The following is a 22,704-nucleotide window of genomic DNA, read 5'->3' as shown; positions in this document are numbered from 1 at the left end:
CAGTTCCGCCCTAACCGCGCGGCGGCCACGCCCGATGGCTAGCATCGGGCCGACGCCGGCCGCCCGACGGCCGGTTTCTCCGTCGATGGAACGCTAGGGGGCACCACTCATGACCTACCCGCCGCAGCAACCGGGCGGCTACGGCCAGCAGCCCGGCGGTTACGGGCAGCAGCCCGGGCCGTACGGACAGCCGGGCGGCTACCCCCAGAGCGGTCCGCAGCCCCAGCCGGGCTACGGCGGCACCCAGCAGTTCGGCCAGCCGGGGCCCTACGAGCAGGGCGGTTACCCGCCGCAGACGGGCTCTCAGCCCCAGCAGGGCTATCCGCAGTACGGGCAGCAGGACCAGTGGGGCCAGCCGCCGCAGCAGCCGGGCTTCGGCGGCTACGACCCGTACGGCGGCGGTGGCTTCGGCGACGCCCCGCCGCCCAAGAAGAAGAAAACCGGCCTCATCGTCGGCATCGCGGTCGCCGCGGTGGTCATCGTCGGCGGCGGTGTGACGGCGCTGGTCCTCCTCAACAGCGGCGACGACAACACCGCCGCGCCGCCGGCGAGCAGCACCTCGGCGACGCCGGCACCCACGTCCAAGCCGTCGGCGTCCAAGCCCAAGCCCAGCTCGCCGACCAGCCCGTCGACGAAGAGCACCAAGCCGGCCGGCGGCCCCGCCCCGGGCGGCAAGCCGAGCTCGCAGGAACTGTTCGACTCGACGATCGAGGCCTACAACGCGGGCGACGAGAAGGCGCTGGGCGACGTCATCTGCCGCAGCGTCTACGAGGGCACCACCGGCGAGATCCCGAAGGTCACGGTGAAGCTGACCGGAGCGCCGCAGGACACCGGTGACAAGTCCACCGTGCGCTACTCGGCCACCGACGGCACGAAGACGAAGGTCGGCACGATGTCGGCCCAGAAGGAAGCCGGCCTGTGGTGCCTGTCCAACGTGAAGGCGGACGGCTCGTGAGCCCGCGCCGTCGGTGAAGCGGGCGCTCGTCGCCGGGCTGGTGCTGCTCGGCGTGGCCGCCGCGGGCGTGGTGCTGGGACTGCTGCTCGTCGCGCCGTCCGGCTCCCCGCCCGCGGCGACGGGCACACCACCGCCGCCGTCCCGGCCGCCGTCGTCCGCCCCGCCGGACGAGGTCGACACGGCGGCGGTGAAGGTGCTGGCCAAGGCGATCGTCGACGCGATCGCCGCGCACGACTCGGCGGCCTTCGGGAAGCTGACGTGCCGTCCGCAGAGCGCCGAAGCGCTGGCCGGGCTGCAGCGGACGTGGGACGCGGCCGGCCCGGTCACGGCGACGCTGGCGGAGCCGCCGCAGCTGCGCGGCGAGTCCGCGACCGCGAAAGTCCACGTCGTGGCGCCGGGCGGCACCAAGGACACGCCGTTCCCGCTGCACAAGGAGAACGGCCGCTGGTGCGTGCCGGGTTAGACCGGCCGGCTCCGACGCTGGCGGGGGCTGTCTCAGCCTTTGCTGGGCCGCCGCGACACGCGGGGTGAGACGGTCCCGTCCGCGAGCCGGCGCGCGGTCAGCAGGAACGCCGTGTGCGCCACCATCCGGTGGTCCGGGCGCACCGCCAGGCCGACGACGTGCCACGGCCGCATCAGCGTTTCCCACGATTCGGGCTCGGTCCAGCACTGCTGCTCGCGCAGCGACTCCGTGACGCGCGAAAGCTGGGTGACCGTCGCGACGTAGACCGTCAGCACGCCGCCCGGCACCAGGCAGGCCGCCACGTTCGGCAGCTGGTCCCACGGCGCGAGCATGTCCAGCACGACCCGGTCGACCTCGCCCTCGTGCGAGGCCAGGTCCGCGACCGTCAGCGACCAGTTCGCCGGCTTGCCGCCGAAGAACTTCTCGACGTTGCGCTCGGCGTGCTCGGCGTGGTCCTCGCGGATCTCGTAGGAGTGCACGTGCCCGGCCGGGCCGACCGCGCGCAGCAGCGAGCAGGTCAGCGCGCCCGAGCCGGCGCCCGCCTCGAGCACCCGCGCGCCCGGGAAGATGTCGCCCCACATCACGATCTGCGCGGCGTCCTTGGGGTAGATCACCTGCGCGCCGCGGGGCATGGACAGCACGTAGTCCGGCAGCAGCGGGCGCAGCGCGAGGTAGGTCGACCCGCCGGCGGACGTGACCACCGACCCCTCGGGACGGCCGATCAGGTCGTCGTGGGCGAGCGCGCCGCGATGGGTGTGGTACTCCCCGCCGTCGGCGAGCGTCAGGGTGTAGTGCCGTCCCTTCGAGTCGGTCAACTGCACCCGATCACCCGCGCGAAACGGTCCGCTGACCGACAACACTTCCTCCTGCTACCCCGGTTGGCCCGACGACAGATCTTCGCAGGCGGCCCGTGCCGTGACCTCAGCGGGTACGGCGGTTCAGCGCGGCCCGCAGGTCGTCCCGGCGCAGCACGCCCGCCGGGCGGCCCTCGTCGTCGACGACGAGGAACTGCCACGCCGGGGTTTCGCGGACGCGCTCGACGACGTCCTCCCCCGGTTCCGACGCCAGCAGCACGGTCTCGGCGCGGATCGGCTCGGCGGCCAGTTCGGCCGGCGCGTGCGGCGACGTGCCGGCCAGCCGCTCGGCCGCGCCCGTGTCGAGCAGGCCGGCCGCGACGCCGTCGGCGCGGACCAGCACCACGCCCCGGCCCGCCGACGCGGCCAGCGCGTCCGAAACCGGGCTCTCGGCGGGCAGCTGCAGCACCGGCCGCACCAGCTCACCGAGGTCCAGACCTTCCGGCCAGGTCCGGCGAGCTTCCGCGGCCAGCTCCGACCGCGCGCCGAGGATCACGAACCAGGCTGTGACGACGCACACACCCAGCCGCAGCCAGCGGTCCGGGCTCCCGGTCGCCAGGCCCCACAACGCCCACACGAGCAGCCCGGCGGCGACGACCGCGCCGCCGGCGACCGCGGCGCGCGTGCCTTTCGCGCGGGCCCCGGTGACCGCCCAGACGCCGGCGCGGACCAGCCGTCCGCCGTCGAGCGGCAGGCCGGGCAGCAGGTTGAACACGGCGACGGCGAGGTTCGCGACCGCGCACTCGGCGACCAGCATCCAGACCGCGCCGTCCGGCGGGACGGCGAACATCAGCAGGCCGCAGAACCCGCCCAGCAGCAGCGACACCGCCGGGCCCGCCGCGGCGACGAGCCCTTCGTGGACGGGCCGCTTCGGCGTGCGGGCCACTTCGGACAGGCCGCCGAGCAGGAACAGGCGCAGCCGCCGCACCGGGATCCCCAGCCGCAGCGCGGCCAGGCAGTGCCCCAGCTCGTGGGCGAGCACCGAAAGCCCCAGCAGCAGCGCGAACGCGGCCGCGAGCAGCCACGACGTCAGTGTCGACGCGTCCGGGAGCAGCCGCCCGACCAGCGGCGCGTAGAGCACGACGACGATCAGCGAGCCGACCCACCACGACGGCGCGAGCAGCACCGGCACGCCGGCGACGCGGAACAGCACGAGGCCGCCGTCCGAGCGGACGGCCTGCCGGGTGCCGCCGGTGCCCTGCTCACTGGTCGCGGCCATGCCGGAGAGCCTAGAGCCCCCGGTGTGGGGACCGGGTGATCCGGTCCGGGTGGTGTCGCGCACGGACGGCCACCGCCGCGGGTCCCGGGCGTTGCGGTCGCCGGAACTGTCGGACCCCGGCGTTACGCTCTGCCCATGCCCGACGCCGACACCGTCACCACCGGCCCGCTCACCGAGTCCGCCGTCGCCACGCAGGTGCGGCGGCGGCCCGCGTTGTCGCCGTCACGGGCCAGCGACTTCAAGCAGTGCCCGCTGCTCTACCGGTTCCGCGCGGTCGACCGGCTGCCCGAGGTGCCGACGAAGGCGCAGCTGCGCGGCACGCTCGTCCACTCGGTGCTGGAGCGGCTCTTCGCGCTGCCGGCCGCCGAGCGCGTGCCGCCGCGGGCGCGGGAACTGCTCGGCCCGGCGTGGACGGACCTGTCCGCGGACCGTCCGGAGTGGACCGGGCTGTTCGACGGCGAACGGCCCGAGGACCACGCGGAATGGCTCCGGTCGGCGGAAAAGCTGCTCGACGCCTACTTCGAGCTGGAGGACCCGCGGCGGCTCGAACCGGAGGCCTGCGAGCTGCACGTCGAGATCGAGCTCGGCTCCGGCGTGCTGCTGCGTGGCTACATCGACCGGCTCGACGTCGCGCCGACCGGCGAGATCCGGGTCGTCGACTACAAGACCGGCGCCGCGCCCCGCGAAATCGGCGAGGCGAAGGCGATGTTCCAGATGAAGTTCTACGCCGTGGTGCTGTGGCGGCTGCGCGGGATCGTCCCGCGCCAGCTGAAGCTGATGTACCTCACCGACGGCCAGTCGCTGGCCTACACCCCGGACGAAGCCGAGCTGATCCGGTTCGAGCGCACGCTGGAAGCCATCTGGCAGGCCATCCTCAAGGCGGGCAGGACCGGCGACTTCCGCGCCAACCCGAGCAAGCTCTGCAACTGGTGCGACCACCAGGCGCACTGCCCCGAGTACGGCGGGACCCCACCCGAATACCCCGGCTGGCCGGAGCCCGACGCGGGTGACGAGACGCCCCTGGACCGGGCCGACTGATGGCCGACGCGTTCTACGTCCCGCTCGGCGGCGACCGCTTCTCCGCGACCGGGCACACGGCCGGCCCGTGGTCCGCCGACTCCCAGCACTTCGGGCCGCCGTCGGCGTTGCTGGTCCGCGCCCTCGAACACGTCGAACCCGCCCACCCGGCCGAGCTGGCACGGGTGACGGTCGAGATCCTCGGCCCGGCACCGGTCGCCGAGCTCACCGTGCGGGCCCGCGTCGAGCGGCCGGGCCGGTCGGTCGAGCTGCTGCAGGCCGAGCTGGCCGCCGCCGGCCGCGTCGTGGCGCGGGCGTCGGCGTGGCGGCTCGCGACGTCCGCCACGGCCGAGATCGCCACCGACGGCGGCCCGCTGCTGCCTGCCCCGGACAGCGTCACGGAGTCGCCGTGGCCCGAGGGCTGGCAGAGCGGCTACCTCGACGCGATGGAGTGGCGCGCGGTGCGCGGCGGGATGGACGTGCCCGGCCCGGCCGCCGTCTGGGCCCGCCAGCGGGTGCCCCTGGTCGACGGCGAGGAGCCGAGCGGGCTGCAGCGGCTGTTCACCGTCGCCGACTCCGGCAACGGCGTGTCGAACTACCTCGACCCGCGGCAGTGGTGGTTCATCAACTCCGAGCTGACCGTGCACCTGCGGCGGCCGCCGTCGGGCGAGTGGATCGGCCTCGACGCGGTCACGCTGGTGGGGCGGTCCGGGATCGGCACGGCGACCAGCATCCTGCACGACGGCGACGGCCCGGTGGCCACCGGCGCGCAGGCCCTGCTGGTGCGCCCGCGACAGGCCGGAGGCGGATAGCCACCCACAACGGGCCCGCATCCAATAACCTTCGCGGAACGACCGACTTGAGGAGCGCTCCGGCATGCAGATCACTTCGGTGGTCAACCAGAAAGGCGGGGTCGGCAAGACCTCACTGAGCGTCGGCGCCGCGGCCGCACTGGCCGAGCGGGGCCGCCGGGTGCTGCTGGTCGACCTCGACCCGCAGGGCCACGCGACGACCGAGATGCTCGGCCTGTCCGAGGTCGCCGCGGACCAGCCGAGCCTCGCGAAAGCCCTGGCCAAGACGTGGAAGGGCCCGATCGAGGAACTCGTCGTCCCGCACCCGCGCAGCAACCTCGGCCGCGGCGGCGCGCTCGACGTCGTGCCGACCTCGCCGGGGATGTTCGACCTGATCCGGCGGCTCGACTCGTTCCGCGTGCCCGGCTGGCAGCTGGCGCGGGTCATCCAGTTCGCCAACTACGACCACTGCATCATCGACTGCCCGCCGGCGCTGGACGTGCTGACGAACAACGCGCTGGCGGCGTCGCACGGCATCCTGGTGCCGGTGCAGCCCGACAAGACGAGCATCCGCGCGCTGCGGCTGCTGGCCGACCAGGTGCGCTACGTCGAGCAGACCGTCGGGCGCCAGCCGCTGTCGTGGTTCGGCCTGGTCCCGAGCCTGTACCGGCGGCCGATCTCGCACTACGCGGCCGCGGCGCTGCAGGAGATGTACGAGTTCGGCATCCCGATGCTCTCGCACCTGCCGCTGGGCGTGGTGATGAACGAGGCGGCGGCCCACGGCGTCCCGGTGACGACCTACGCGCCGGAGACGTTGCAGGCGCTGTCGTTCCGCGAAATCGCGGCGACCCTCGACGGCTACCTGGAGCAGAACCAGGCCCCGGCGGTGGTGCCTGCCGACGAGGAGTTCGTCTTCGAGGACTTCATCTCGGAGGTCGCGGTGGCCCGCAACGTCAACGACAACGGCGCCCGCAAGGGGCTCTACGACCTGCTGCCGAAGAAGCCGAACCGCCCACGCTGACGCCGGTCGTGAATGGGAAGCAGTGTTCTGCCACTGATTCCCGCTCACGACCGGCGGACGGGTCAGAGGCGGCAGGAACGGATGTCCGAGGCCAGGATCGCCTTCGCGCCCACCTCGGCCAGCTCGTCCATGATCCGGTTGACTTCCTTGCGCGGCACCATCGCCCGCACGGCCACCCACTCGTCGTCGGCCAGCGGCGCCACCGTCGGGGACTCCAGGCCGGGCGTGATCGCCATCGCCCGCTCCAGCAGCGTCCGCGGGCAGTCGTAGTCCAGCATCATGTACTGCTGCGCGAACACCACCCCGCGCAGGCGCGCGGCCAGCTGCGACTTCGCCCGGCTCTCGGGCGTCCCGCGACGCTGCAGCAACACCGCTTCGGACACGCAGATCGGGTCGCCGAACGCGACCAGGTTGTGCTGGCGCAGCGACCGGCCGGACTCGACGACGTCGGCGATCGCGTCCGCGACCCCCAGCTGGATCGAGATCTCCACCGCGCCGTCGAGCCGGATCACCTCGGCTTCGACGCCGTGGCGGGCGAGGTCGTCGCGGACCAGCCGCGGGTACGACGTCGCCAGGCGCTTGCCGTGCAGGTCCGCCGGCTTCCAGTCCTTGCCCGCCGGGGCCGCGTAGCGGAACGTCGAGCCGCCGAAGCCGAGCGCCTGGATCTCCTCCACCGGGGCGCCGGAGTCGAGCGCGAGGTCGCGGCCGGTGATGCCGAGGTCCAGCTCGCCGGAGCCGACGTAGATCGCGATGTCCTTGGGCCGCAGGAAGAAGAACTCGACCTCGTTGACCGGGTCGAGCACGGTCAGGTCGCGCTGCTCATGCCGCTTGCGGTAGCCCGCTTCGCCGAGCATCTCCGTCGCCGCGGCGGCGAGGGCTCCCTTGTTCGGCACGGCAACACGCAGCATTTCGCTTCTCTCCTCGTTGTTGGAGCGACCCGTCACAGGTAGCGGTAGACGTCCTCGGTCGACAGCCCGCGGCCGAGCATCAGCACCTGCACCCGGTACAGCAGCTGGGAGATCTCCTCGGCGAGGCGCTCGTCGGATTCGTGCTCGGCGGCGATCCACACCTCACCGGCTTCCTCGAGCACCTTCTTGCCCTGGGCGTGCACCCCGGCGTCGAGGGCGGCGACGGTGCCGGACCCGTCGGGACGGGTACGCGCGCGCTCGGCAAGCTCCGCGAACAGCTCATCGAAGGTCTTCACGGTCTGCAGATCCTTCCATCCCGGCCCCGGCCACGCCGCCCCGCCCCGCCGCGGCTGCCGTCCATCTCACACGGCCGTGGACGCCGGCTCCCAGCTGCTGGGATCAGCGGCCGCGCCGCGCTCGAAGTCGAGCAGGTACCGCTTGCGTTCCAGCCCGCCGCCGTAGCCGGTCAGCGCGCCGGTCGAGCCGACCACCCGGTGGCACGGGACGATGATCGAGATCGGGTTCTTGCCGTTGGCCAGCCCGACCGCGCGGGACGCCGCCGGGTTGCCGAGCAGCCGCGCGAGTTCGCCGTAGGACGCGGTTTCGCCGTACGGGATGTCGAGCAGCGCTGCCCACACCGACCGCTGGAACGGCGTGCCGCGGAAGGCCAGCGGGAGGTCGAACTCGCGTCGCCGCCCGGCGAAGTACTCCGCCAGCTGTGCCTCGGCGGCCTCGAAGACCTCACCGGCGCCGCGCGAGCCGAACGTCGGCTCGGCGGGCCGGTGGCGCTGCTCGTGCATGTACAGCCCGCACAGCGCGGCACCCTCGGCCACGAGCGTCAGCGGTCCGCAGGGACTGTCCACGATGGTGTGGGAACGCATGGGATCTCCTAAGCGGCGGGCATCCGGTTGATCGCGTGGTCACCGGTGGCCCACAGGTGCTGGGTGGCGTAGGCGCGCCAGGGGCGCCACGCCCCGGACCGGGCGACGACGGCGGCCGGGCCGCCCAGGCCGAGGGTCTCCGCCGCGTACTTGATACCTAGGTCGGTGGGCAGGAACGCGTCCGGGTCGCCGAGCGCGCGCATCGCGATGCTCTCGACCGTCCACGGTCCGAAGCCGGGCAACGCGGTGAGGGCGGCCCTGGCCGCTTCCCAGTCGCTGCCCGCGCCGAGGTCGAGGCCGTCCGTCAACGCCGAGACCAGCGCCAGCAGGGTCCGGCGGCGGCTGCGCGGCATGGCCAGCGTCTCCGGGTCGAGCGAGGCCAGCGCCTCCGGGGACGGGAACAGGTGCGTCAGGCCGCCTTCGGGGTCGTCGACCGGTTCACCGTGCGCGACGACGAGCCGGGCCGCGTGCGTGCGGGCCGCCGCGGTCGAGACCTGCTGGCCGAGGACGGCGCGGACGGCGAACTCGGCCCCGTCGACCGTGCGCGGCACCCGGCGGCCCGGCGCCGCCGCGACGAGCGGGGCGAGCAGCGGGTCGGTGGCGAGCTGGTCGTCGACGGCCACCGGGTCCGCGTCGAGGTCCAGCAGGCGGCGGCAGCGGCTGGTCGCCGCGGGGAGGTCGCGCAGGTCGGTCAGGTTCAGCCGGCAGGCGATGTGGCCGTCCTCGGGCCGCAGCGCGACCACGCCGTGGCCGTGCGGGAGCCGCAGGGTCCGGCGGTAGGCGCCGTCCCGCCACTCCTCCACCCCCGGCACTCCGGTCGCCACGAGGTGGCCGAACAGGTTGTCCGGGCACAGCGGCTTGCGGTACGGCAGCCGCAGCACGATGGCGCCGGCCGCCGCCGAGGGCGTGCCCTTCGCGCGCTGCCGCAGCTCGCTGGGGGTCAGCGCGAACACCTCGCGGACGGTGTCGTTGAACGCCCGGATGCTGCCGAACCCGGCCGCCAGCGCCAGCTCCGTCATCGGCAGGGCCGTGGTCTCGATGAGGGTCCGCGCGGTCTGCGCGCGCTGGGCCCTGGCCAGGGCCAGCGGTCCGGCGCCGAGTTCGGCGAAGACCTGGCGCTGGACCTGCCGGACGCTGTAGCCGAGGCGGGCGGCGAGGCCGTGGACGCCTTCGGTGTCGACGACCCCGTCGGCGATCAGCCGCATTGCCCGCGCCACCAGGTCGGCGCGCTCGTTCCACAGCGGCGAGCCGGGGCTGGCGTCGGGACGGCAGCGCTTGCACGCCCGGAACCCGGCCTGCTGCGCGGCCGCCGCGCTCGGGTAGAAGCTCATGTTCCGCGGCTTCGGCGGGACCACCGGGCAGCTGGGCCGGCAGTAGATCTTCGTCGTCAGGACCGCCGTGTAGAACCAACCGTCGAACCGGGCGTCCTTCGCCTGCACGGCCCGCACGCACCGCTCGAAGTCTTCATGCACGCGACCCAGCATCGCCGAGCGCGGCGGCGGGGGCTAGCGGAAATGCGACATGGGCGTGTTCAGCCCAGCAACGCCGCCAGCGCCGGCACGTCGATGCCGACCAGCGAGTCGCGGAACACGCGCCGCTCCCCCGGCTCGACCTCGACGTCGTTGGGGACGACCAGCACCGTGCAGCCCGCCGCGACGGCGGAGGCCGTGCCCGGCGGCGAGTCCTCGACGGCCACGCACCGCTCCGGCGACACGCCCAGCAGCTCGGCCGCCTTCAGGTACGGGCGCGGGTGCGGCTTGTTGAGCCCCTCGACCTCGTCGCCGCACACCGTGACGTCGAAGAAGTCCCGGCCGATCGTGTTCAGCGCCAGCTCGGTCAGGTCGCGCTCGGTCGAGGTGACGAGCGCCGAGCGCAGGCCGGCCTCGCGCACCGCCGTCAGCGCCTCCCGCGCGCCGGGGCGCCACGGCAGCTCGTCGTCGAACAGCCCGGCCGTGCGGCGGCGGATCTCCGCCCCGGTCGACGCGATCGCCTCGGGCGTCACCGGAAGGCCGGCGACCTCGAGCAGGCAGGCCGAGGTGTCGTCCATGTTGGACCCGACGAGCGTCATCCGCTGCTCTTCGGAGAGCTTGCCGCCGAGCCACTCCGCCGTCTCGTAGAGGGCGACGTCCCACAGCTTCTCGGAATCGACGAGCGTGCCGTCCATGTCCCACAGCACGGCATCGAGTCCGTCCACAGTGGATCCCTCCGGGTCAGGTGTTGAAGTACTTGGCTTCGGGGTGGTGGCAGACGATCGCGTCGGTCGACTGCTCGGGGTGCAGCTGGTACTCCTCGGACAGCTTCACGCCGATGCGGCCCGGCTCGAGGAGGGCGACGATCTTCGCCCGGTCTTCGAGGTCGGGACAGGCGCCGTAGCCCAGGGAGAACCTCGCCCCACGGTAGCCGAGCTTGAAGAACTCCTCGACGTCGTCGGGGTCCTCTGAGGCGACCGCCACACCGCCGGGAAAGGTCAGCTCCTGCCGGATCCGGCAGTGCCAGTACTCGGCCAGCGCCTCGGTGAGCTGGACGCCGAGGCCGTGGACCTCCAGGTAGTCGCGGTAGGCGTCGGCGGCGAACAGCTCGTTCGCGTAGTCGGCGATCGGCCGGCCCATGGTGACGACCGTGAACGGGACGACGTCGACCTCGCCCGCTTCCTTCGGCCGGTAGAAGTCGGCCAGGCAGAGGCGGCGGTCGCGCCGCTGCCGCGGGAAGGTGAACCGCAGCCGCTCGGGTGCGTCCGGCTCGGGCTCGGTGAGCACGACGAGGTCGTCGCCCTCGGCGTAGCACGGGAAGTAGCCGTAGACGACGGCCGCGTGGGCCAGGACGCCGTCGGCGGTCAGCCGGTCGAGCCAGTACCGCAGCCGCGGCCGTCCTTCGGTCTCGACCAGTTCGTCGTACGTCGGCCCGGCGCCGCCGCGGGCGCCCTTGAGCCCCCACTGGCCCATGAAGGTCGCGCGTTCGTCGAGCATCGCGGCGTAGTCGGCGACCGGCACGCCCTTGACCACCCGCGAGCCCCAGAACGGCGGCGACGGCAGCGGGACGTCGGTGGCCACGTCCGACCGCGCGGGCGGCGGCCCTTCCTGCGCTTCCGCTTCGGCCTTGCGAGCCTTGCGCGCCTCGGCGATCCGCAGCGAACGCTCGCGGCGTTCCCTGCGCTCCCGGCGTTTCTTCTCCGCCTCGGCGTCCACCAGCGGCGATTCGCCGCGCTTGGCGGCCATGATCGCGTCCATCAGCCGCAGGCCCTCGAAGGCGTCCCGCGCGTAGCGGACGTCGCCGAGGTACAGCTCGGTCAGGTCGTTCTCCACATAGGACCGGGTCAGCGCCGCGCCGCCGAGCAGCACCGGCCAGCGCGCCCAGACGCCCCGGGAGTTCATCTCCTGGAGGTTCTCCTTCATGATCACCGTGGACTTGACCAGCAGCCCGGACATGCCGATCGCGTCGGCGCCGTGCTCCTCCGCCGCGTCCAGGATGGCCGAGATGGGCTGCTTGATGCCGAGGTTGACCACCTCGTAGCCGTTGTTGGACAGGATGATGTCCACGAGGTTCTTGCCGATGTCGTGGACGTCGCCGCGGACGGTGGCCAGCACGATCCGGCCCTTGCCGGCGTCGTCCTCCTTCTCCATGTGCGGCTCGAGGTGGGCGACGGCGGCCTTCATCACCTCGGCGGACTGCAGCACGAACGGCAGCTGCATCTGCCCGGAGCCGAACAGCTCGCCCACGGTCTTCATGCCCGACAGCAGCGTGTCGTTGATGATCTCCAGGGCGGGCCGCTGCTCCAGTGCCGCGTCGAGGTCGCCGGCGAGGCCGTTGCGTTCGCCGTCCACGATCCGGCGCTCCAGGCGCTCGAACAGCGGCAGCGCGGCCAGCTCTTCGGCCCGCGACGCCTTGGACGACGCCGCGCTCACGCCCTCGAACAGCGCCATCAGCTCCTGCAGCGGGTCGTACCCGTCCCGGCGCCGGTCGTAGATCAGGTCGAGGGCCACCGCGCGCTGGTCGTCGGGGATCCGCGCCGTCGGCAGGATCTTCGACGCGTGCACGATCGCGGTGTCCAGCCCGGCCTGGACGCACTCGTGCAGGAACACCGAGTTCAGCACCTGCCGGGCGGCCGGGTTGAGCCCGAACGAGATGTTCGACAGGCCGAGCGTGGTCTGGACATCGGGGTGGCGGCGCTTGATCTCGCGGATCGCCTCGATCGTCTCGACGCCGTCGCGGCGCGACTCCTCCTGGCCGGTGGCGATGGTGAAGGTCAGCGCGTCGATGATGACGTCCGACGGCCGCAGGCCCCAGTTGCCGGTGATGTCCTCGATCAGCCGGGTCGCGATGTCGGCCTTCTTCCGCGCGGTCCGCGCCTGGCCTTCTTCGTCGATGGTCAGCGCGACGACGGCGGCGCCGTACTCGCTGACCAGCTCCATGACCTTGGCGAAGCGGGACCCGGGCCCGGCGCCGTCCTCGTAGTTGACGGAGTTGACCGCGCAGCGGCCGCCGAGCCGCTGCAGCCCGGCCTCCAGCACGGCGACCTCGGTGGAGTCGAGCATGATCGGCAGGGTGGACGCCGTGGCCAGCCGCCCGGCCAGCTCGGCCATGTCCGCGGTGCCGTCGCGGCCGACGTAGTCGACGCAGAGGTCCAGCAGGTGCGCGCCGTCGCGGGTCTGCTCGCGGGCGATCTCGACGCAGTCGTCCCAGCGGCCCTCGAGCATCGCCGTCCGGAAGGCCTTCGAGCCGTTGGCGTTGGTCCGCTCGCCGATCATCAGCACGCTGGCGTCCTGCTTGAACGGCACCGCCTGGTAGAGCGACGACACGCCGGGCTCCGGCCGTGGCCGCCGGGGCACCGGCTTCGTCCCGGAGACGGCGGCGGCGAGCTGCCGGATGTGCTCGCCGGTCGTCCCGCAGCAGCCGCCGACCAGGCCGACGCCGAACTCGCGCACGAACCCGGTGAGCGCCTCGACCAGCGCTTCCGGGCCGAGCGGGTACACCGCGCCGTCCGGGCCGAGCTCCGGCAGGCCGGCGTTCGGCATGACCGACAGCGGCACCCGGGCGTGCTTGGCGAGCTGCCGCAGGTGCTCGCTCATCTCGGCCGGGCCGGTGGCGCAGTTGAGCCCGATGACGTCGATGCCGAGCGGCTCCAGCGCGGCCAGCGCCGCGCCGACCTCGGTGCCGAGCAGCATGGTGCCGGTGGTTTCGACGGTGATCGAAGCGAGGATCGGCACGGACCGGCCTTCGGCGGCCATCGCCCGCTTCGCGCCGATGATCGACGCCTTCGTCTGGAGGATGTCCTGCGTGGTCTCGACGATCACCGCGTCGACGCCGCCGGCCAGCAGGCCGCGGACCTCCTCGCGGTAGGCGTCACGCAGCGTGGCGAACGGCGCGTGGCCGAGCGTCGGCAGCTTGGTGCCCGGGCCGACCGAGCCGAGGACGAACCGCGGGCGGTCCGGCGTCGCGAACTCGTCGGCGCTCTCGCGGGCCAGCCGCGCGCCGGCTTCGGCCAGCTCGAAGATCCGGCCGGTGATGCCGTACTCGGCGAAGTTGGCGAAATTGGCCCCGAAAGTGTTGGTCTCGACGGCGTCCGCGCCGGCCTCCAGGTAGCCCCGGTGGACGGTGCGGACCACGTCCGGGCGGGTGACGTTGAGGATCTCGTTGCAGCCTTCGAGGCCGCCGAAGTCGTCCAGGCTCAGGTCGTGGGCCTGCAGCGCGGTGCCCATGGCCCCGTCGGCGACCAGGACGCGCGAGCGGAGAGCCTCGAGGAACGGTGACGACAGGCGGTCGGACATGCTGAACAGGGTAAGGCCGGTGGTCGTAGGCTGGTCCGGTGAGTGAGCCCGTCGACGAGACCCCGCGGCCGCCCGGCGGCCGCCCCGAACCGACCCGACCGTTGATGGTCGTCGCCTTCGAAGGCTGGAACGACGCAGGTGACGCGGCCAGCCGGGCGGTCGAGCACCTGCAGCTCAACTGGGACGCCACGCCGCTGGCGGAACTGGAGCCCGACGACTACTACGACTTCCAGGTCAGCCGCCCGACCGTCCGCATGGTGGACGGCGTCACTCGACGGGTGGACTGGCCGACGACCCGGCTGTCGGTGTGCCGTCCCGACGGCTTCGACCGCGACGTCGTGCTCGTGCAGGGGCCCGAGCCGAACATGCGCTGGCGGGCGTTCTGCGCCGAGCTGCTGGAGCACATCCAGCAGCTCGACGTCGCGACCGTGGTGACGCTGGGTGCGCTGCTGGCCGACACGGCCCACACCCGGCCGGTCCCGGTCACCGGGACGGCCTACGACAAGGACACCGCCTCGCTCTACGGGCTGGACCTCAACAACTACCAGGGCCCCACCGGCATCGTCGGGATCCTGCAGGACTACTGCGTGCAGGCGGGCATCCCGGCCGTGTCGATCTGGGCGGCGGTGCCGCACTACGTGTCGCACCCGCCGTCCCCGAAGGCGACGCTGGCGCTGCTGCACAAGCTGGAGGACATCCTCGACGTCGAGATCCCGCTGGGCGCGCTGCCCGAGCAGGCCGAGGAGTGGCAGCGCACGGTCAGCGAGATGGCCGACGAGGACGAGGAGATCAGCGAGTACGTCCGCAGCCTCGAAGAGCGCGGGGACGCCCAGATCGAGGTCGCGGAGCAGGACGTCAGCGGCGACAAGATCGCCGCCGAGTTCGAGCGCTACCTGCGCCGCCGCGGCCGAGGCGGCGGACAGGAAGGCTTCGGCCTGCGCTGACGTCCTAGCGGGACCAGCTGGTGGCGAACGCCCGTGCGGGGTTCGCCACCAGCATCGCCGTGACCACGTCGTCGCCGAGGAACTTCGCCAGCCGCGGCGCCAGGGTTTCGAGCAGGTAGGGCACGCCCACCTCGCGCCGGGCCGTGGCGGTCGTCGTGTCGCCGCCGAGCAGCAGCTGATCGCCGTGGCCGGCCTCGACGAGCGCTTCCAGGCAGTCGGTCAGGCGCCAGTCCGTCGCGTGGTTGGCCCGCGACGGCGCGTCGAAGGCCAGGAACACGCCGGTCCCGGCGATGGCGCGCAGGACCCGCAGGTCGGGGTTGCGGTTGAGGTGCCCGAGAATCACCCGATCGGCCGGGACGCCCAGGGTCCCGCACAGCAGCTCGGCGGCTTCGAGCCCGGCGGTGCCCAGCTCGAGGTGGACGGCGATCGGCGCTCCGGTCTCCTCCTGCGCCACCGCGGCGGCGGTCAGCGTCGTCCGGGCGTGCGCGTCGATCGTGTGGAAGCCGCCGGCGACCTTGATCAGGCCGGCCCGCTGCCGGGCCCGCAGGTCTTCGGGCAGCTCGGCGGGCCCGGTGCCCTCGGTCAGGTCCGCGACGAAGATCCGGACGAGGTCGTCGGCGACCGCGCCGAGCACGGCAGGCGAGTAGTGCGCGGCCCGGTGCAGGCCGGTGGCCGCGACGATGTGGATGCCGGTTTCGCGGGACAGCCGGGCCAGCTCCCCGGTCCGGCGCCCGAGCCCGTACGGCGTCCACTGCACCAGCGTGCCGCCACCGGCGGCCTTGAACCGGACGAGCTGGTCCAGCGCCGCGCCGGGGTCGTCGAGCTCCTCGCCGGGCAGCAGTTTCGAGGCGAAGAAGAGGTGGTCGTGTGAGTCGGTGACGCCCAGCCGGGCGGGCTCGATGTCGCCCAGCAGCGTCCGCACTTTCGGTTCCCCAGTCACGCCGGCGAGTGTAACGGCTGACCCGTTACAATGGCGAGGTGCCCGAAGAATTCCGCCTCGACATGGGGGCGCCCTGGCTGAACCTGCTCGCCACCCGCGGCCGTCACTTCGGCTCGCGGCCGGTGGAGCGGATCCCGACCGTGGCGCGGTGGCGCGACTGGCTGGCGCGGTCGGAGCTGACGCCGCCGGCCCCGGTCACGGAGCAGGACCTCGACGCGGCCCGCGAACTGCGCGAAGCCCTGCGGCCGCTGGCGCTGGGCGCGGTCGACGGTGTCGCGCCGACCGCGGAGCAGGTGCGGGCGCTGACCGCGTTCCTCGCCGCCGAGCCGGTGCGCCTGAGCGCGCTCGACCGGCTGCACCGCAGCCCCCCGCCGACCTCGGCGGCGGCGCTGGCCCGGCTGGCCCACCAGGCGGCGGACTGGCTCACCGGCCCGTTGCGGCACGATCTGCGGGCCTGCCCGGAGCAGGACTGCCGGGGCGTGTTCGCCGACCCGGGCGGCCGGCGGCGGTGGTGTCCCGCCCCCGCGTGCGCCAGCCGCGGCCGGGTGCGCGCGCTCAGGGAGCGGCGGCGCGCCGGATCATGACGGCCACAGGATGCGGCGCATCGGCACCGCGCCGCGCGCCCGCTTGCGCCACTCGCGCGGGTAGCCCAGCGAGACCTCCTCGAACCGGACGCCGTCGGCCTCCGTCGTCCGCGGGATGTGCAGGTGGCCGTACACCGCGATCTCCGCGCGGTAGCGCAGGTGCCAGTCCTCGGTCTTCGTGGTGCCGCACCAGAGCGCGAACTCCGGCCAGTACAGCGGCGCCGTCGGGTGGCGGTGCAGCGGCCAGTGCGACATGAGGATCGTGCCGTGGTCCTCGGGAATCGCGTCGAGGCGCTCGGTGCTGATCTTGAGCCGGGCTTCGCACCACGCCTGGCGGCTCGGGTACGGGTCCGGGTGCAGGAAGTACTCGTCGGTGCAGACGACGCCGGCGGCCCGGGCCTGGCCCAGCGCCTCCTCCAGCGGCTTGCCCGCCGCCTCCGGCGTCCGCCAGCTGTAGTCGTAGAGCAGGAACAGCGGCGCGACGGTCAGCGGGCGGGACCCGTGCGGCCACACCGGGAACTCGTCTTCCGGGGTCAGGACGCCGATCTTCCGGCACTCCTCGACGAGGTACTCGTACCGGGCCTGGCCACGGAGCTGGCACGGGTCGCCGTGGGTCGTCCACAGCTCGTGGTTGCCGGGCACCCACACGACCTTCGCGAACCGGTCGCGGAGGGTCTTCAGCGTCCCGATCGTCGCCTCGGCCCGCTCGGCCACGTCGCCGGCGACGAGCAGCCAGTCCTGCGGAGTCTCGGGGACGACGGAGGCGAGGATCGGGCCGTTGCCCTCGTGGGTCACGTGGAGGTCGCTGGTGGCGAAGAGGTGCGGCACCCCTCCACCGTAGCCACCGGAGCGCGGGAAGATTCGCCAAACCTGCGCTTCGGGACGAGCACGAGCACCCCGGCGAAGACGTACACCCCGGCTTGGACGTCCAGCAGCGCCGCCGGCCCGGTCACCGCGACCAGCGTCCCGGCCAGCAGCGCGCCGGCGGTGGTGAACGTGGCGGCGGCGGCGAACGTCGTGCTCAGCACGCGCCCGGCCCGCTCGGGCGCGGCCGCGCTCTGGATCTCCGACAGCACGCCGGCGCCGACCACGACACCCGGGGCGCCGGCCAGCACGAACAGCCCGACGTACAGGCCGAGCGCGGTCGTCACGAACGCCAGGTTCCAGATCACGGCCGACAGCAGGCCCAGCACCACCGAGCCCCAGCCGAGCAACGCCGCCGGCGCGGCCCGCCGCGCCACGGTGGCCAGCGCGAACCCGGCCGCCAGGCCGCCGATCGCCTGGACCCCGCGCAACAGCCCCGCGTCGGCTTCGCTGCCGCCGAGCACGTCGAGGACGTAGACCACGAAGAGCACGAGGAACATGCCCTGCGCCAGGGACGTGCACGCGAGCGCGAACCCGGTACGCCACAACCGGCGGTTGTGCGTCAGCTCGCGCAGCCCGTCCAGCCAGGCGCGCACCACCGGCTGGCGCGCTGCGGCCGGCGCGGACCCGCCGGCCCGGCGGAACGGCTTGGCCAGCAGCGCGGCCGCCACCGCGAGGACGGCCAGGTAACCGGTGATGACGTCGGCGAGCCCGCCGGAGCCGAGCAGAGCACCCCCGGCCCAGCCGCCGGCCAGCCGGGCGACGCTGCCGTTCACGCTCATCAGCCCGTTCGCGCCGGTGACCTCCTCGACGCCGACCAGCTCCGGGACCAGCGCGTTGCGCGCCGGTTCGAACACCGACGCGAGGGCCGCCTGCGCGGCCATCACGGCGTACACCACGACGACGGCCGGCTCGGCCAGCAGCGGCAGCGCGACGAGCGCCAGCCCGCAGCAGACGCCGAACAGCACCGCGCGCCGGTTCCAGCGGTCGGCGACGACACCCGCGAGCGGGCTCAGCAACACGGCGGGCAGCAGGCCGAGCACGATGCTCAGTGCCGTCGTCGCGGCGGAGCCGGTGCGCTGGAAGACGTAGACCGGCAACGCCACCTGCAGCATCCACTCGGCCGTCTCGCCGAAGAACGCGGCCACCCACAACCGCGCGAACCCGGGCACCCCCAGCAGCCGCTTCACGCCTCCGCCTTCCCCGAATGCTCGATGCGCGGGAAGGCGCGCAGGCTGACGTGCACGGGCCGCGCGTTCGCCGGCGCGTCCGGCCGGATGGCGCCGACATAGGGCCGGACCAGTGCGTCGATCGCGTCGCTCAGCCGGGTCAGCTCCTCCGGCGTGACACGCAGCGTGTAGCTCGCGAGCCCGGACGCCGCGACCCAGGCCGGATCGAGGTCGTCGAGCGAGTCCAGGTACCGCTGCGTCAGCTCCTGCTCGTGGCCCAGGCTCGCGCCGACCACACCGAGCTGGGCGGCCCGGCGGGCCGGGTCGTCGGCGAACCGGCCGATCTCCAGCCCGACCTGCCGGGCCCGCCAGGGCCGCTCGCGGCCGTCCTCGCCCTCGGCCCGCTCGACCAGGCCGTACTGCGCCAGTTGCCGCAGGTGCCAGCTGCAGTTGGACGCGGTCGAGCCGACCGCTTCGGCGCACTCGCTGGCGGTGCGCGGCCCGACCGCCGTGAGGTGGTTCAGCAGCGCCGAGCGCAGCGGGTGCGCCAGGGCGCGCAGCAGCTCGACGTCCTCGATGCGCTTCCGCGGCGGCAGCTCGGCCATCGTCACCTCATCTGAAAGAGAAATTTCGAAAGGTACCTTTTATAGTTGGACCCACCAGCTGGTTTGTCAAGACACTTCGCTATCGTTGGCCGGGCAGTCACTGCACAGGGCAGTGACTGCGCCGTGAACGACCCGGGATGGACGTTGCCCGACCAGCGCGAACTCGCCACCGCCGCCGCTCTCGCCCTGCCGCGTTTCGTGGGCTCGACCGCGCTCTTCCACGCCTCGGTCGCCGAGCGGATGGGCGTCACGCCGACCGAGCTGCACTGCCTGCACCTGCTCCACGGCGGCGTGAGCGACTCCCCCGGCGAGCTGGCCCGGCACCTCGGCATGTCCACCGGCGCGTTCACCCGCCTGCTCGACCGGATGGAACGCCACCGGCTCGCCGAGCGAGTCCCGGACCCGGCCGACCGCCGGCGGCTCGCCGTCCGGCCGCTGCCCGACCGGATGGCCGAGCTCGCCGAGCTGTACGCGCCGATGGCCCGGTTCGTCGGCGAGCGGCTCGCGCGCCTGGACCGCCGCCAGCTGACCGCGTTGCTGGAGTTCCTCACCGACGGGACCGCGGCCGCCGAACGGTCGACCGCGCAGCTGCCGGATGTGACCCAGGCCATAACCCGTTGACTAACTCTACTGTTGTTGCGTTAACCTGGTTCCACTATGAGGAACTGAACCGCGCCCGTCCCGCTTCCGAGGCGGCACCCGGTCGAGCCGACGCTCCCGCGTGCCACGACGCCCGGCGGGATTTCCGCTTTCTTCCCCCAGGGCCCGGTGATCGCACATGTCCACCCTTTTTCCGTTGCAGGCCAAAGACGTCGTCTTCGGCTACGGCACCCGCGTCGTCCTCGACGGCGTCTCGCTGACCGCGTCCGCCGGCCGGCGGCTCGGCCTCGTCGGCGAGAACGGCAGCGGCAAGTCCACGCTGCTGCGCCTGCTCGCCGGGCTCGAAGAGCCGCGGTCCGGCGAGGTGCTGCGCGGCCCGGACGTCGGGTTCCTGCTGCAGGAGCTGCCTTTCGGCATGGCGGCGACCTTCGCCGACGTGCTCGACGACGCGCTCGCCGACATCCGGGCCGCCGCGGCCCGGCTCGACGAGCTGACCGCGGCGATGACCGACCGGCCCGACGACGCGGCGGTGCTCGAGGAGTACGGCCGGGTCCTGGAGTGGGCGCAGGCCCACGACCTGTGGGACGCCGATCGCCGCGCGAAACTCGTCTGCGACGGGCTCGGGCTCGGCGGCGTCGAACCGGACCGGCCGCTCGGCACGCTGTCGGGCGGGCAGCGGTCCCGGCTCGGGCTGGCCGCGCTGCTGATCCGGCAGCCGGAAACGCTGCTGCTCGACGAGCCGACCAACCACCTCGACGACGCGGCGCTGGCCTTCCTCGAGCGCCACCTGGTCGAGCTGACCGGCATCGTCGTGCTGTCGTCGCACGACCGGGTGTTCCTCGACGCGGTCTGCACCGACATCGTCGACCTCGACCCGGCCGCGGCCGACCGCCAGGCCGGCGGGGCGGTCCGCTACGGCGGCAGCTACACCGACTACCTCGGCCACAAGAAGGCCGAGCGGGCGCGGTGGGAGCAGCGCTACGCCGAAGAGCAGGAGGAGCTGAAGGAGCTGCGGGAGACCGTCGCCGTCACGGCGCGCAACGTCGCCTACGGCCGCGGCCCGCGTGACAACGACAAGTTCATCCACCACTTCAAGGGCGCCCGCGTCCAGAAGACGATCTCGCGGCGGGTCCGCGACGCCGAGCAGCGGCTGGAGATCCTGGAGCGCGAGCAGGTGCGCAAGCCACCGGCGCCGCTGCGGTTCCGCGCCGAGCTGACCGGCCGCGCGCACGCTGACGGGCCGGCGATCTCCGTGCGGGACGTGGAAGTACCGGGACGGCTGCGGCTGCCGCGGCTGGACGTCGGCGCGTCGGCACGGCTGCTCGTCACCGGCGGCAACGGGGCCGGCAAGTCGACGCTGCTGAACGTGCTGGCCGGACGGCTCGCCCCCGCCGCCGGGACAGTCCACTTCGGACACGGTGTGCGCGTCGGGCTGCTGGAGCAGGATGTCGCGTTCCCGTCGCCCGAGCGGACGGCGGTCCGGGTGTACCGCGACGCGCTCGGCGAGGACGCTCCCCCGCTGAGTCGGCTGGGCCTGCTCGCGTCCCGGGATCTCCGCCAGCCGGTCGGGGCGCTCTCGGTGGGTCAGCGGCGACGGCTCGCGCTGGCGATCCTGCTCGCCGAGCCACCGGACGTGCTGCTCCTCGACGAGCCGACGAACCACATTTCGCTGACCCTGGCGGAAGAACTGTTCACGGCCCTCGAAACGGCGCCGGGCGCGGTCGTCATCGCTTCGCACGACCGGTGGCTGCGCCGCGACTGGTCAGGCGACCACCTGGCGCTGGCCGCCGGCCGGCCGGTCGCCGTGTAGGTCGTTATACACCGGCGAGGGGCGCCACTTTCCGGGAAAGTGGCGCCCTGCCGTCAGAGGGTGATGCCGAGGAGGCCGTCGACCGCGGTGCGGATCAGGCCGGGCGCCGTCTCGTCCCGGCCGTCGCGGCACAGGGCGTCGCCCGCCCACGCGTCGATCGCCGCCAGCGCCTTCGGGGTGTCGAGATCGTCGGACAGGTGGTCGCGCAGGCGGGCGACGGTGTCCTCCGCCGACGGGCCGGCCGGCAGCGAAACGGCTTCGCGCCAGCGCGCGAGCCGGGCTTCCGCCTCGGTGAGCAGCTCGGACGTCCACGCCCGGTCGGCGCGGTAGTGGCCGGCGAACAGCGCGAGCCGGATCGCGCCCGGATCGACCCGGTCGGCCCGCAGCCGGGAGACGAACACGAGGTTCCCGCGTGACTTGGACATCTTCTCGCCGTCGAGGCCGATCATCCCGGCGTGCACGTAGTGCCGGGCGAACGGCCCGTCCTTGGCGACCGCTTCGGCGTGCGCCGCGCTGTACTCGTGGTGCGGGAAGATCAGGTCCGAGCCGCCGCCCTGCAGGTCGAACCCGAGGCCCAGCCGGTTGACCGCGATCGCGCTGCACTCGATGTGCCAGCCCGGACGTCCGGGGCCGAGCTCCGACTCCCACGACGGCTCGCCTTCGCGGGCGACGCGCCACAGCAGCGCGTCCAGCGGGTGGCGCTTGCCCGCGCGGTCGGGGTCACCGCCGCGCTCGGCGAAGAACTTCCGCATGGTCGGCTCGTCGTAGTTCGACTCGTAGCCGAACTTGCCGGTCGCGGTGTGGTCGAAGTAGACGTCCGGGAACCCGGGGTCGTCGGCGCGGTAGGCGGCGCCGTTGGCGAGGAGCTTCGCGATGACCTCGACGATCTCCGGGATGCTCTCCACCGCGCCGACGAACTGCTTCGGCGGGAGCACGCGCAGCGCGGTCATGTCCTCGCGGAACAGCGCGGTCTCGCGCATGCCCAGCACGACCCAGTCGTCGGAGTCCCGCTCGGCGCGCTCCAGCAGCGGCTCGTCGATGTCCGTGACGTTCTGCACGTAGTGGACTTCGTGCCCGTTGTCCCGCCACACCCGGTTCACCAGGTCGAAGGCGAGGTACGTCGCGGCGTGCCCCAGATGCGTCGCGTCGTAGGGCGTGATGCCGCAGACGTACATCCGGGCGGTGGCGCCGGGCGCGGTCGGGCGGATCTGCCCGGTGGCGGTGTCGTGGAGCCGCAGCGGGCGGGGGGTGCCGGGGATGCGGGGCACGTCGACCGATGACCAAGTCTGCATGCCCTCGACTGTAAGCGCTCGC

At 73.3% G+C, this 22,704-nt stretch carries 22 protein-coding genes; 9 read left to right on the top strand and 13 right to left on the bottom strand.

Annotation, left to right across the window (positions count from 1 at the left end):
• Window positions 1–109 precede the first annotated feature (109 nt).
• Window positions 110–955 carry a flagellar basal body-associated FliL family protein gene (locus BT341_RS26320; RefSeq protein ID WP_072478826.1) on the top strand — a complete coding sequence of 282 codons (846 nt, stop codon included), beginning with the start codon at window positions 110–112 and terminating at the stop codon, window positions 953–955.
• Between the two features lie 13 nt (window positions 956–968).
• Window positions 969–1,418, top strand: coding sequence for a hypothetical protein (locus tag BT341_RS26315; RefSeq protein WP_072478825.1), 450 nt, complete (start codon window positions 969–971; stop codon window positions 1,416–1,418).
• A 32-nt stretch (window positions 1,419–1,450) separates the two neighbouring features.
• On the opposite strand, the gene BT341_RS26310 is transcribed toward BT341_RS26315, so the two are convergent.
• Complete coding sequence (locus tag BT341_RS26310) at window positions 1,451–2,275, bottom strand: tRNA (adenine-N1)-methyltransferase (protein ID WP_072478824.1); 825 nt, start codon at window positions 2,273–2,275, stop codon at window positions 1,451–1,453.
• Between the two features lie 64 nt (window positions 2,276–2,339).
• Window positions 2,340–3,491, bottom strand: a complete 1,152-nt coding sequence (locus BT341_RS26305; protein WP_072478823.1) for a site-2 protease family protein — start codon at window positions 3,489–3,491, stop codon at window positions 2,340–2,342.
• 135 nt (window positions 3,492–3,626) lie between these two features.
• Here BT341_RS26305 and BT341_RS26300 point away from each other — a divergent pair, with 135 nt between their 5' ends.
• From BT341_RS26300 to BT341_RS26290, 3 genes are all read left to right on the top strand, one after another.
• The gene (locus tag BT341_RS26300; protein ID WP_072478822.1) at window positions 3,627–4,529 is read left to right on the top strand and encodes a RecB family exonuclease; all 903 of its coding nucleotides are present in this window, start codon (window positions 3,627–3,629) and stop codon (window positions 4,527–4,529) included.
• On the top strand, window positions 4,529–5,320 hold the full coding sequence (locus BT341_RS26295) for a thioesterase family protein (protein WP_072478821.1): 792 nt from the start codon (window positions 4,529–4,531) through the stop codon (window positions 5,318–5,320). The genes BT341_RS26300 and BT341_RS26295 overlap by 1 nt, the downstream gene beginning before the upstream one ends.
• Window positions 5,321–5,384: 64 nt before the next feature.
• On the top strand, window positions 5,385–6,320 hold the full coding sequence (locus BT341_RS26290) for a ParA family protein (protein WP_072478820.1): 936 nt from the start codon (window positions 5,385–5,387) through the stop codon (window positions 6,318–6,320).
• 62 nt (window positions 6,321–6,382) lie between these two features.
• Here the strand turns inward: BT341_RS26290 and hisG are convergent, their stop codons facing one another.
• From hisG to metH, 6 genes are all read right to left on the bottom strand, one after another.
• On the bottom strand, window positions 6,383–7,228 hold the full coding sequence (hisG, locus tag BT341_RS26285; RefSeq protein ID WP_072478819.1) for an ATP phosphoribosyltransferase: 846 nt from the start codon (window positions 7,226–7,228) through the stop codon (window positions 6,383–6,385).
• 32 nt (window positions 7,229–7,260) lie between these two features.
• Window positions 7,261–7,524, bottom strand: a complete 264-nt coding sequence (locus BT341_RS26280; protein WP_043784093.1) for a phosphoribosyl-ATP diphosphatase — start codon at window positions 7,522–7,524, stop codon at window positions 7,261–7,263.
• Window positions 7,525–7,590: 66 nt separating this feature from the next.
• The gene (locus BT341_RS26275; RefSeq protein ID WP_072478818.1) at window positions 7,591–8,109 is read right to left on the bottom strand and encodes a methylated-DNA--[protein]-cysteine S-methyltransferase; all 519 of its coding nucleotides are present in this window, start codon (window positions 8,107–8,109) and stop codon (window positions 7,591–7,593) included.
• A gap of 8 nt (window positions 8,110–8,117) precedes the next feature.
• Window positions 8,118–9,581: an AlkA N-terminal domain-containing protein gene (locus BT341_RS26270; RefSeq protein ID WP_072478817.1), complete on the bottom strand. Its 1,464-nt coding sequence runs from the start codon at window positions 9,579–9,581 to the stop codon at window positions 8,118–8,120.
• Window positions 9,582–9,640: 59 nt separating this feature from the next.
• Window positions 9,641–10,273: an HAD family hydrolase gene (locus BT341_RS26265; protein ID WP_245805350.1), complete on the bottom strand. Its 633-nt coding sequence runs from the start codon at window positions 10,271–10,273 to the stop codon at window positions 9,641–9,643.
• 46 nt (window positions 10,274–10,319) lie between these two features.
• Window positions 10,320–13,874 (bottom strand): methionine synthase, encoded by a 3,555-nt coding sequence (metH, locus tag BT341_RS26260; RefSeq protein ID WP_072478815.1) that lies wholly within the window; start codon window positions 13,872–13,874, stop codon window positions 10,320–10,322.
• Window positions 13,875–13,912: 38 nt separating this feature from the next.
• Here metH and BT341_RS26255 point away from each other — a divergent pair, with 38 nt between their 5' ends.
• Window positions 13,913–14,818, top strand: a complete 906-nt coding sequence (locus BT341_RS26255) for a PAC2 family protein (RefSeq protein ID WP_072478814.1) — start codon at window positions 13,913–13,915, stop codon at window positions 14,816–14,818.
• Between the two features lie 4 nt (window positions 14,819–14,822).
• Here BT341_RS26255 and BT341_RS26250 read toward each other — a convergent pair whose 3' ends face one another.
• Window positions 14,823–15,758, bottom strand: a complete 936-nt coding sequence (locus BT341_RS26250) for a phosphotriesterase family protein (protein ID WP_245805106.1) — start codon at window positions 15,756–15,758, stop codon at window positions 14,823–14,825.
• 38 nt (window positions 15,759–15,796) lie between these two features.
• Here BT341_RS26250 and BT341_RS26245 point away from each other — a divergent pair, with 38 nt between their 5' ends.
• Window positions 15,797–16,342 carry a CGNR zinc finger domain-containing protein gene (locus BT341_RS26245; RefSeq protein WP_084742999.1) on the top strand — a complete coding sequence of 182 codons (546 nt, stop codon included), beginning with the start codon at window positions 15,797–15,799 and terminating at the stop codon, window positions 16,340–16,342.
• Here BT341_RS26245 and BT341_RS26240 read toward each other — a convergent pair.
• Genes BT341_RS26240 through BT341_RS26230 form a run of 3 tightly spaced genes read right to left on the bottom strand, consistent with a single transcriptional unit; the run spans window position 16,337 to window position 18,980 of the window.
• A complete protein-coding gene (locus BT341_RS26240) occupies window positions 16,337–17,170 on the bottom strand; it encodes a metallophosphoesterase family protein (protein WP_072478812.1) in 834 nt (277 codons plus the stop codon). The two genes, BT341_RS26245 and BT341_RS26240, sit on opposite strands and share 6 nt — an antisense overlap.
• Complete coding sequence (locus tag BT341_RS26235) at window positions 17,134–18,396, bottom strand: MFS transporter (protein WP_072478811.1); 1,263 nt, start codon at window positions 18,394–18,396, stop codon at window positions 17,134–17,136. Before BT341_RS26235 ends, BT341_RS26240 begins: the two co-directional genes overlap by 37 nt.
• Window positions 18,393–18,980: an ArsR/SmtB family transcription factor gene (locus BT341_RS26230; RefSeq protein WP_072482184.1), complete on the bottom strand. Its 588-nt coding sequence runs from the start codon at window positions 18,978–18,980 to the stop codon at window positions 18,393–18,395. Before BT341_RS26230 ends, BT341_RS26235 begins: the two co-directional genes overlap by 4 nt.
• Before the next feature lie 144 nt (window positions 18,981–19,124).
• Here BT341_RS26230 and BT341_RS26225 point away from each other — a divergent pair, with 144 nt between their 5' ends.
• Together BT341_RS26225 and BT341_RS26220 are read left to right on the top strand one after the other, a co-directional pair.
• Entirely contained in the window at window positions 19,125–19,601 is a 477-nt protein-coding gene (locus BT341_RS26225; protein ID WP_072482183.1) for a MarR family winged helix-turn-helix transcriptional regulator, read from the top strand.
• 157 nt (window positions 19,602–19,758) lie between these two features.
• A complete protein-coding gene (locus BT341_RS26220) occupies window positions 19,759–21,390 on the top strand; it encodes an ABC-F family ATP-binding cassette domain-containing protein (protein ID WP_072478810.1) in 1,632 nt (543 codons plus the stop codon).
• 53 nt (window positions 21,391–21,443) lie between these two features.
• Here the strand turns inward: BT341_RS26220 and mshC are convergent, their stop codons facing one another.
• Window positions 21,444–22,682 (bottom strand): cysteine--1-D-myo-inosityl 2-amino-2-deoxy-alpha-D-glucopyranoside ligase, encoded by a 1,239-nt coding sequence (gene mshC, locus BT341_RS26215; RefSeq protein ID WP_072478809.1) that lies wholly within the window; start codon window positions 22,680–22,682, stop codon window positions 21,444–21,446.
• Between the last annotated feature and the right edge of the window lie 22 nt (window positions 22,683–22,704).

The sequence above is a fragment of the Amycolatopsis australiensis genome (assembly GCF_900119165.1).
Classification (GTDB): Bacteria; Actinomycetota; Actinomycetes; order Mycobacteriales; family Pseudonocardiaceae; genus Amycolatopsis; species Amycolatopsis australiensis.
Note: the sequence above shows the minus strand (reverse complement) of the source record. Positions and strands in the feature narration are given on the sequence as shown.

Bases quoted from the DNA above. Each gene is read 5' to 3' on its own strand.
- BT341_RS26320 (WP_072478826.1), top strand. From the start codon at position 110: ATGACCTACCCGCCGCAGCAACCGGGCGGCTACGGCCAGCAGCCCGGC.
- BT341_RS26305 (WP_072478823.1), bottom strand. From the start codon at position 3,491: ATGGCCGCGACCAGTGAGCAGGGCACCGGCGGCACCCGGCAGGCCGTC.
- BT341_RS26300 (WP_072478822.1), top strand. From the start codon at position 3,627: ATGCCCGACGCCGACACCGTCACCACCGGCCCGCTCACCGAGTCCGCC.
- BT341_RS26295 (WP_072478821.1), top strand. From the start codon at position 4,529: ATGGCCGACGCGTTCTACGTCCCGCTCGGCGGCGACCGCTTCTCCGCG.
- BT341_RS26290 (WP_072478820.1), top strand. From the start codon at position 5,385: ATGCAGATCACTTCGGTGGTCAACCAGAAAGGCGGGGTCGGCAAGACC.
- hisG (WP_072478819.1), bottom strand. From the start codon at position 7,228: ATGCTGCGTGTTGCCGTGCCGAACAAGGGAGCCCTCGCCGCCGCGGCG.
- BT341_RS26275 (WP_072478818.1), bottom strand. From the start codon at position 8,109: ATGCGTTCCCACACCATCGTGGACAGTCCCTGCGGACCGCTGACGCTC.
- BT341_RS26265 (WP_245805350.1), bottom strand. From the start codon at position 10,273: ATGGACGGCACGCTCGTCGATTCCGAGAAGCTGTGGGACGTCGCCCTC.
- metH (WP_072478815.1), bottom strand. From the start codon at position 13,874: ATGTCCGACCGCCTGTCGTCACCGTTCCTCGAGGCTCTCCGCTCGCGC.
- BT341_RS26230 (WP_072482184.1), bottom strand. From the start codon at position 18,980: ATGGCCGAGCTGCCGCCGCGGAAGCGCATCGAGGACGTCGAGCTGCTG.
- BT341_RS26220 (WP_072478810.1), top strand. From the start codon at position 19,759: ATGTCCACCCTTTTTCCGTTGCAGGCCAAAGACGTCGTCTTCGGCTAC.
- mshC (WP_072478809.1), bottom strand. From the start codon at position 22,682: ATGCAGACTTGGTCATCGGTCGACGTGCCCCGCATCCCCGGCACCCCC.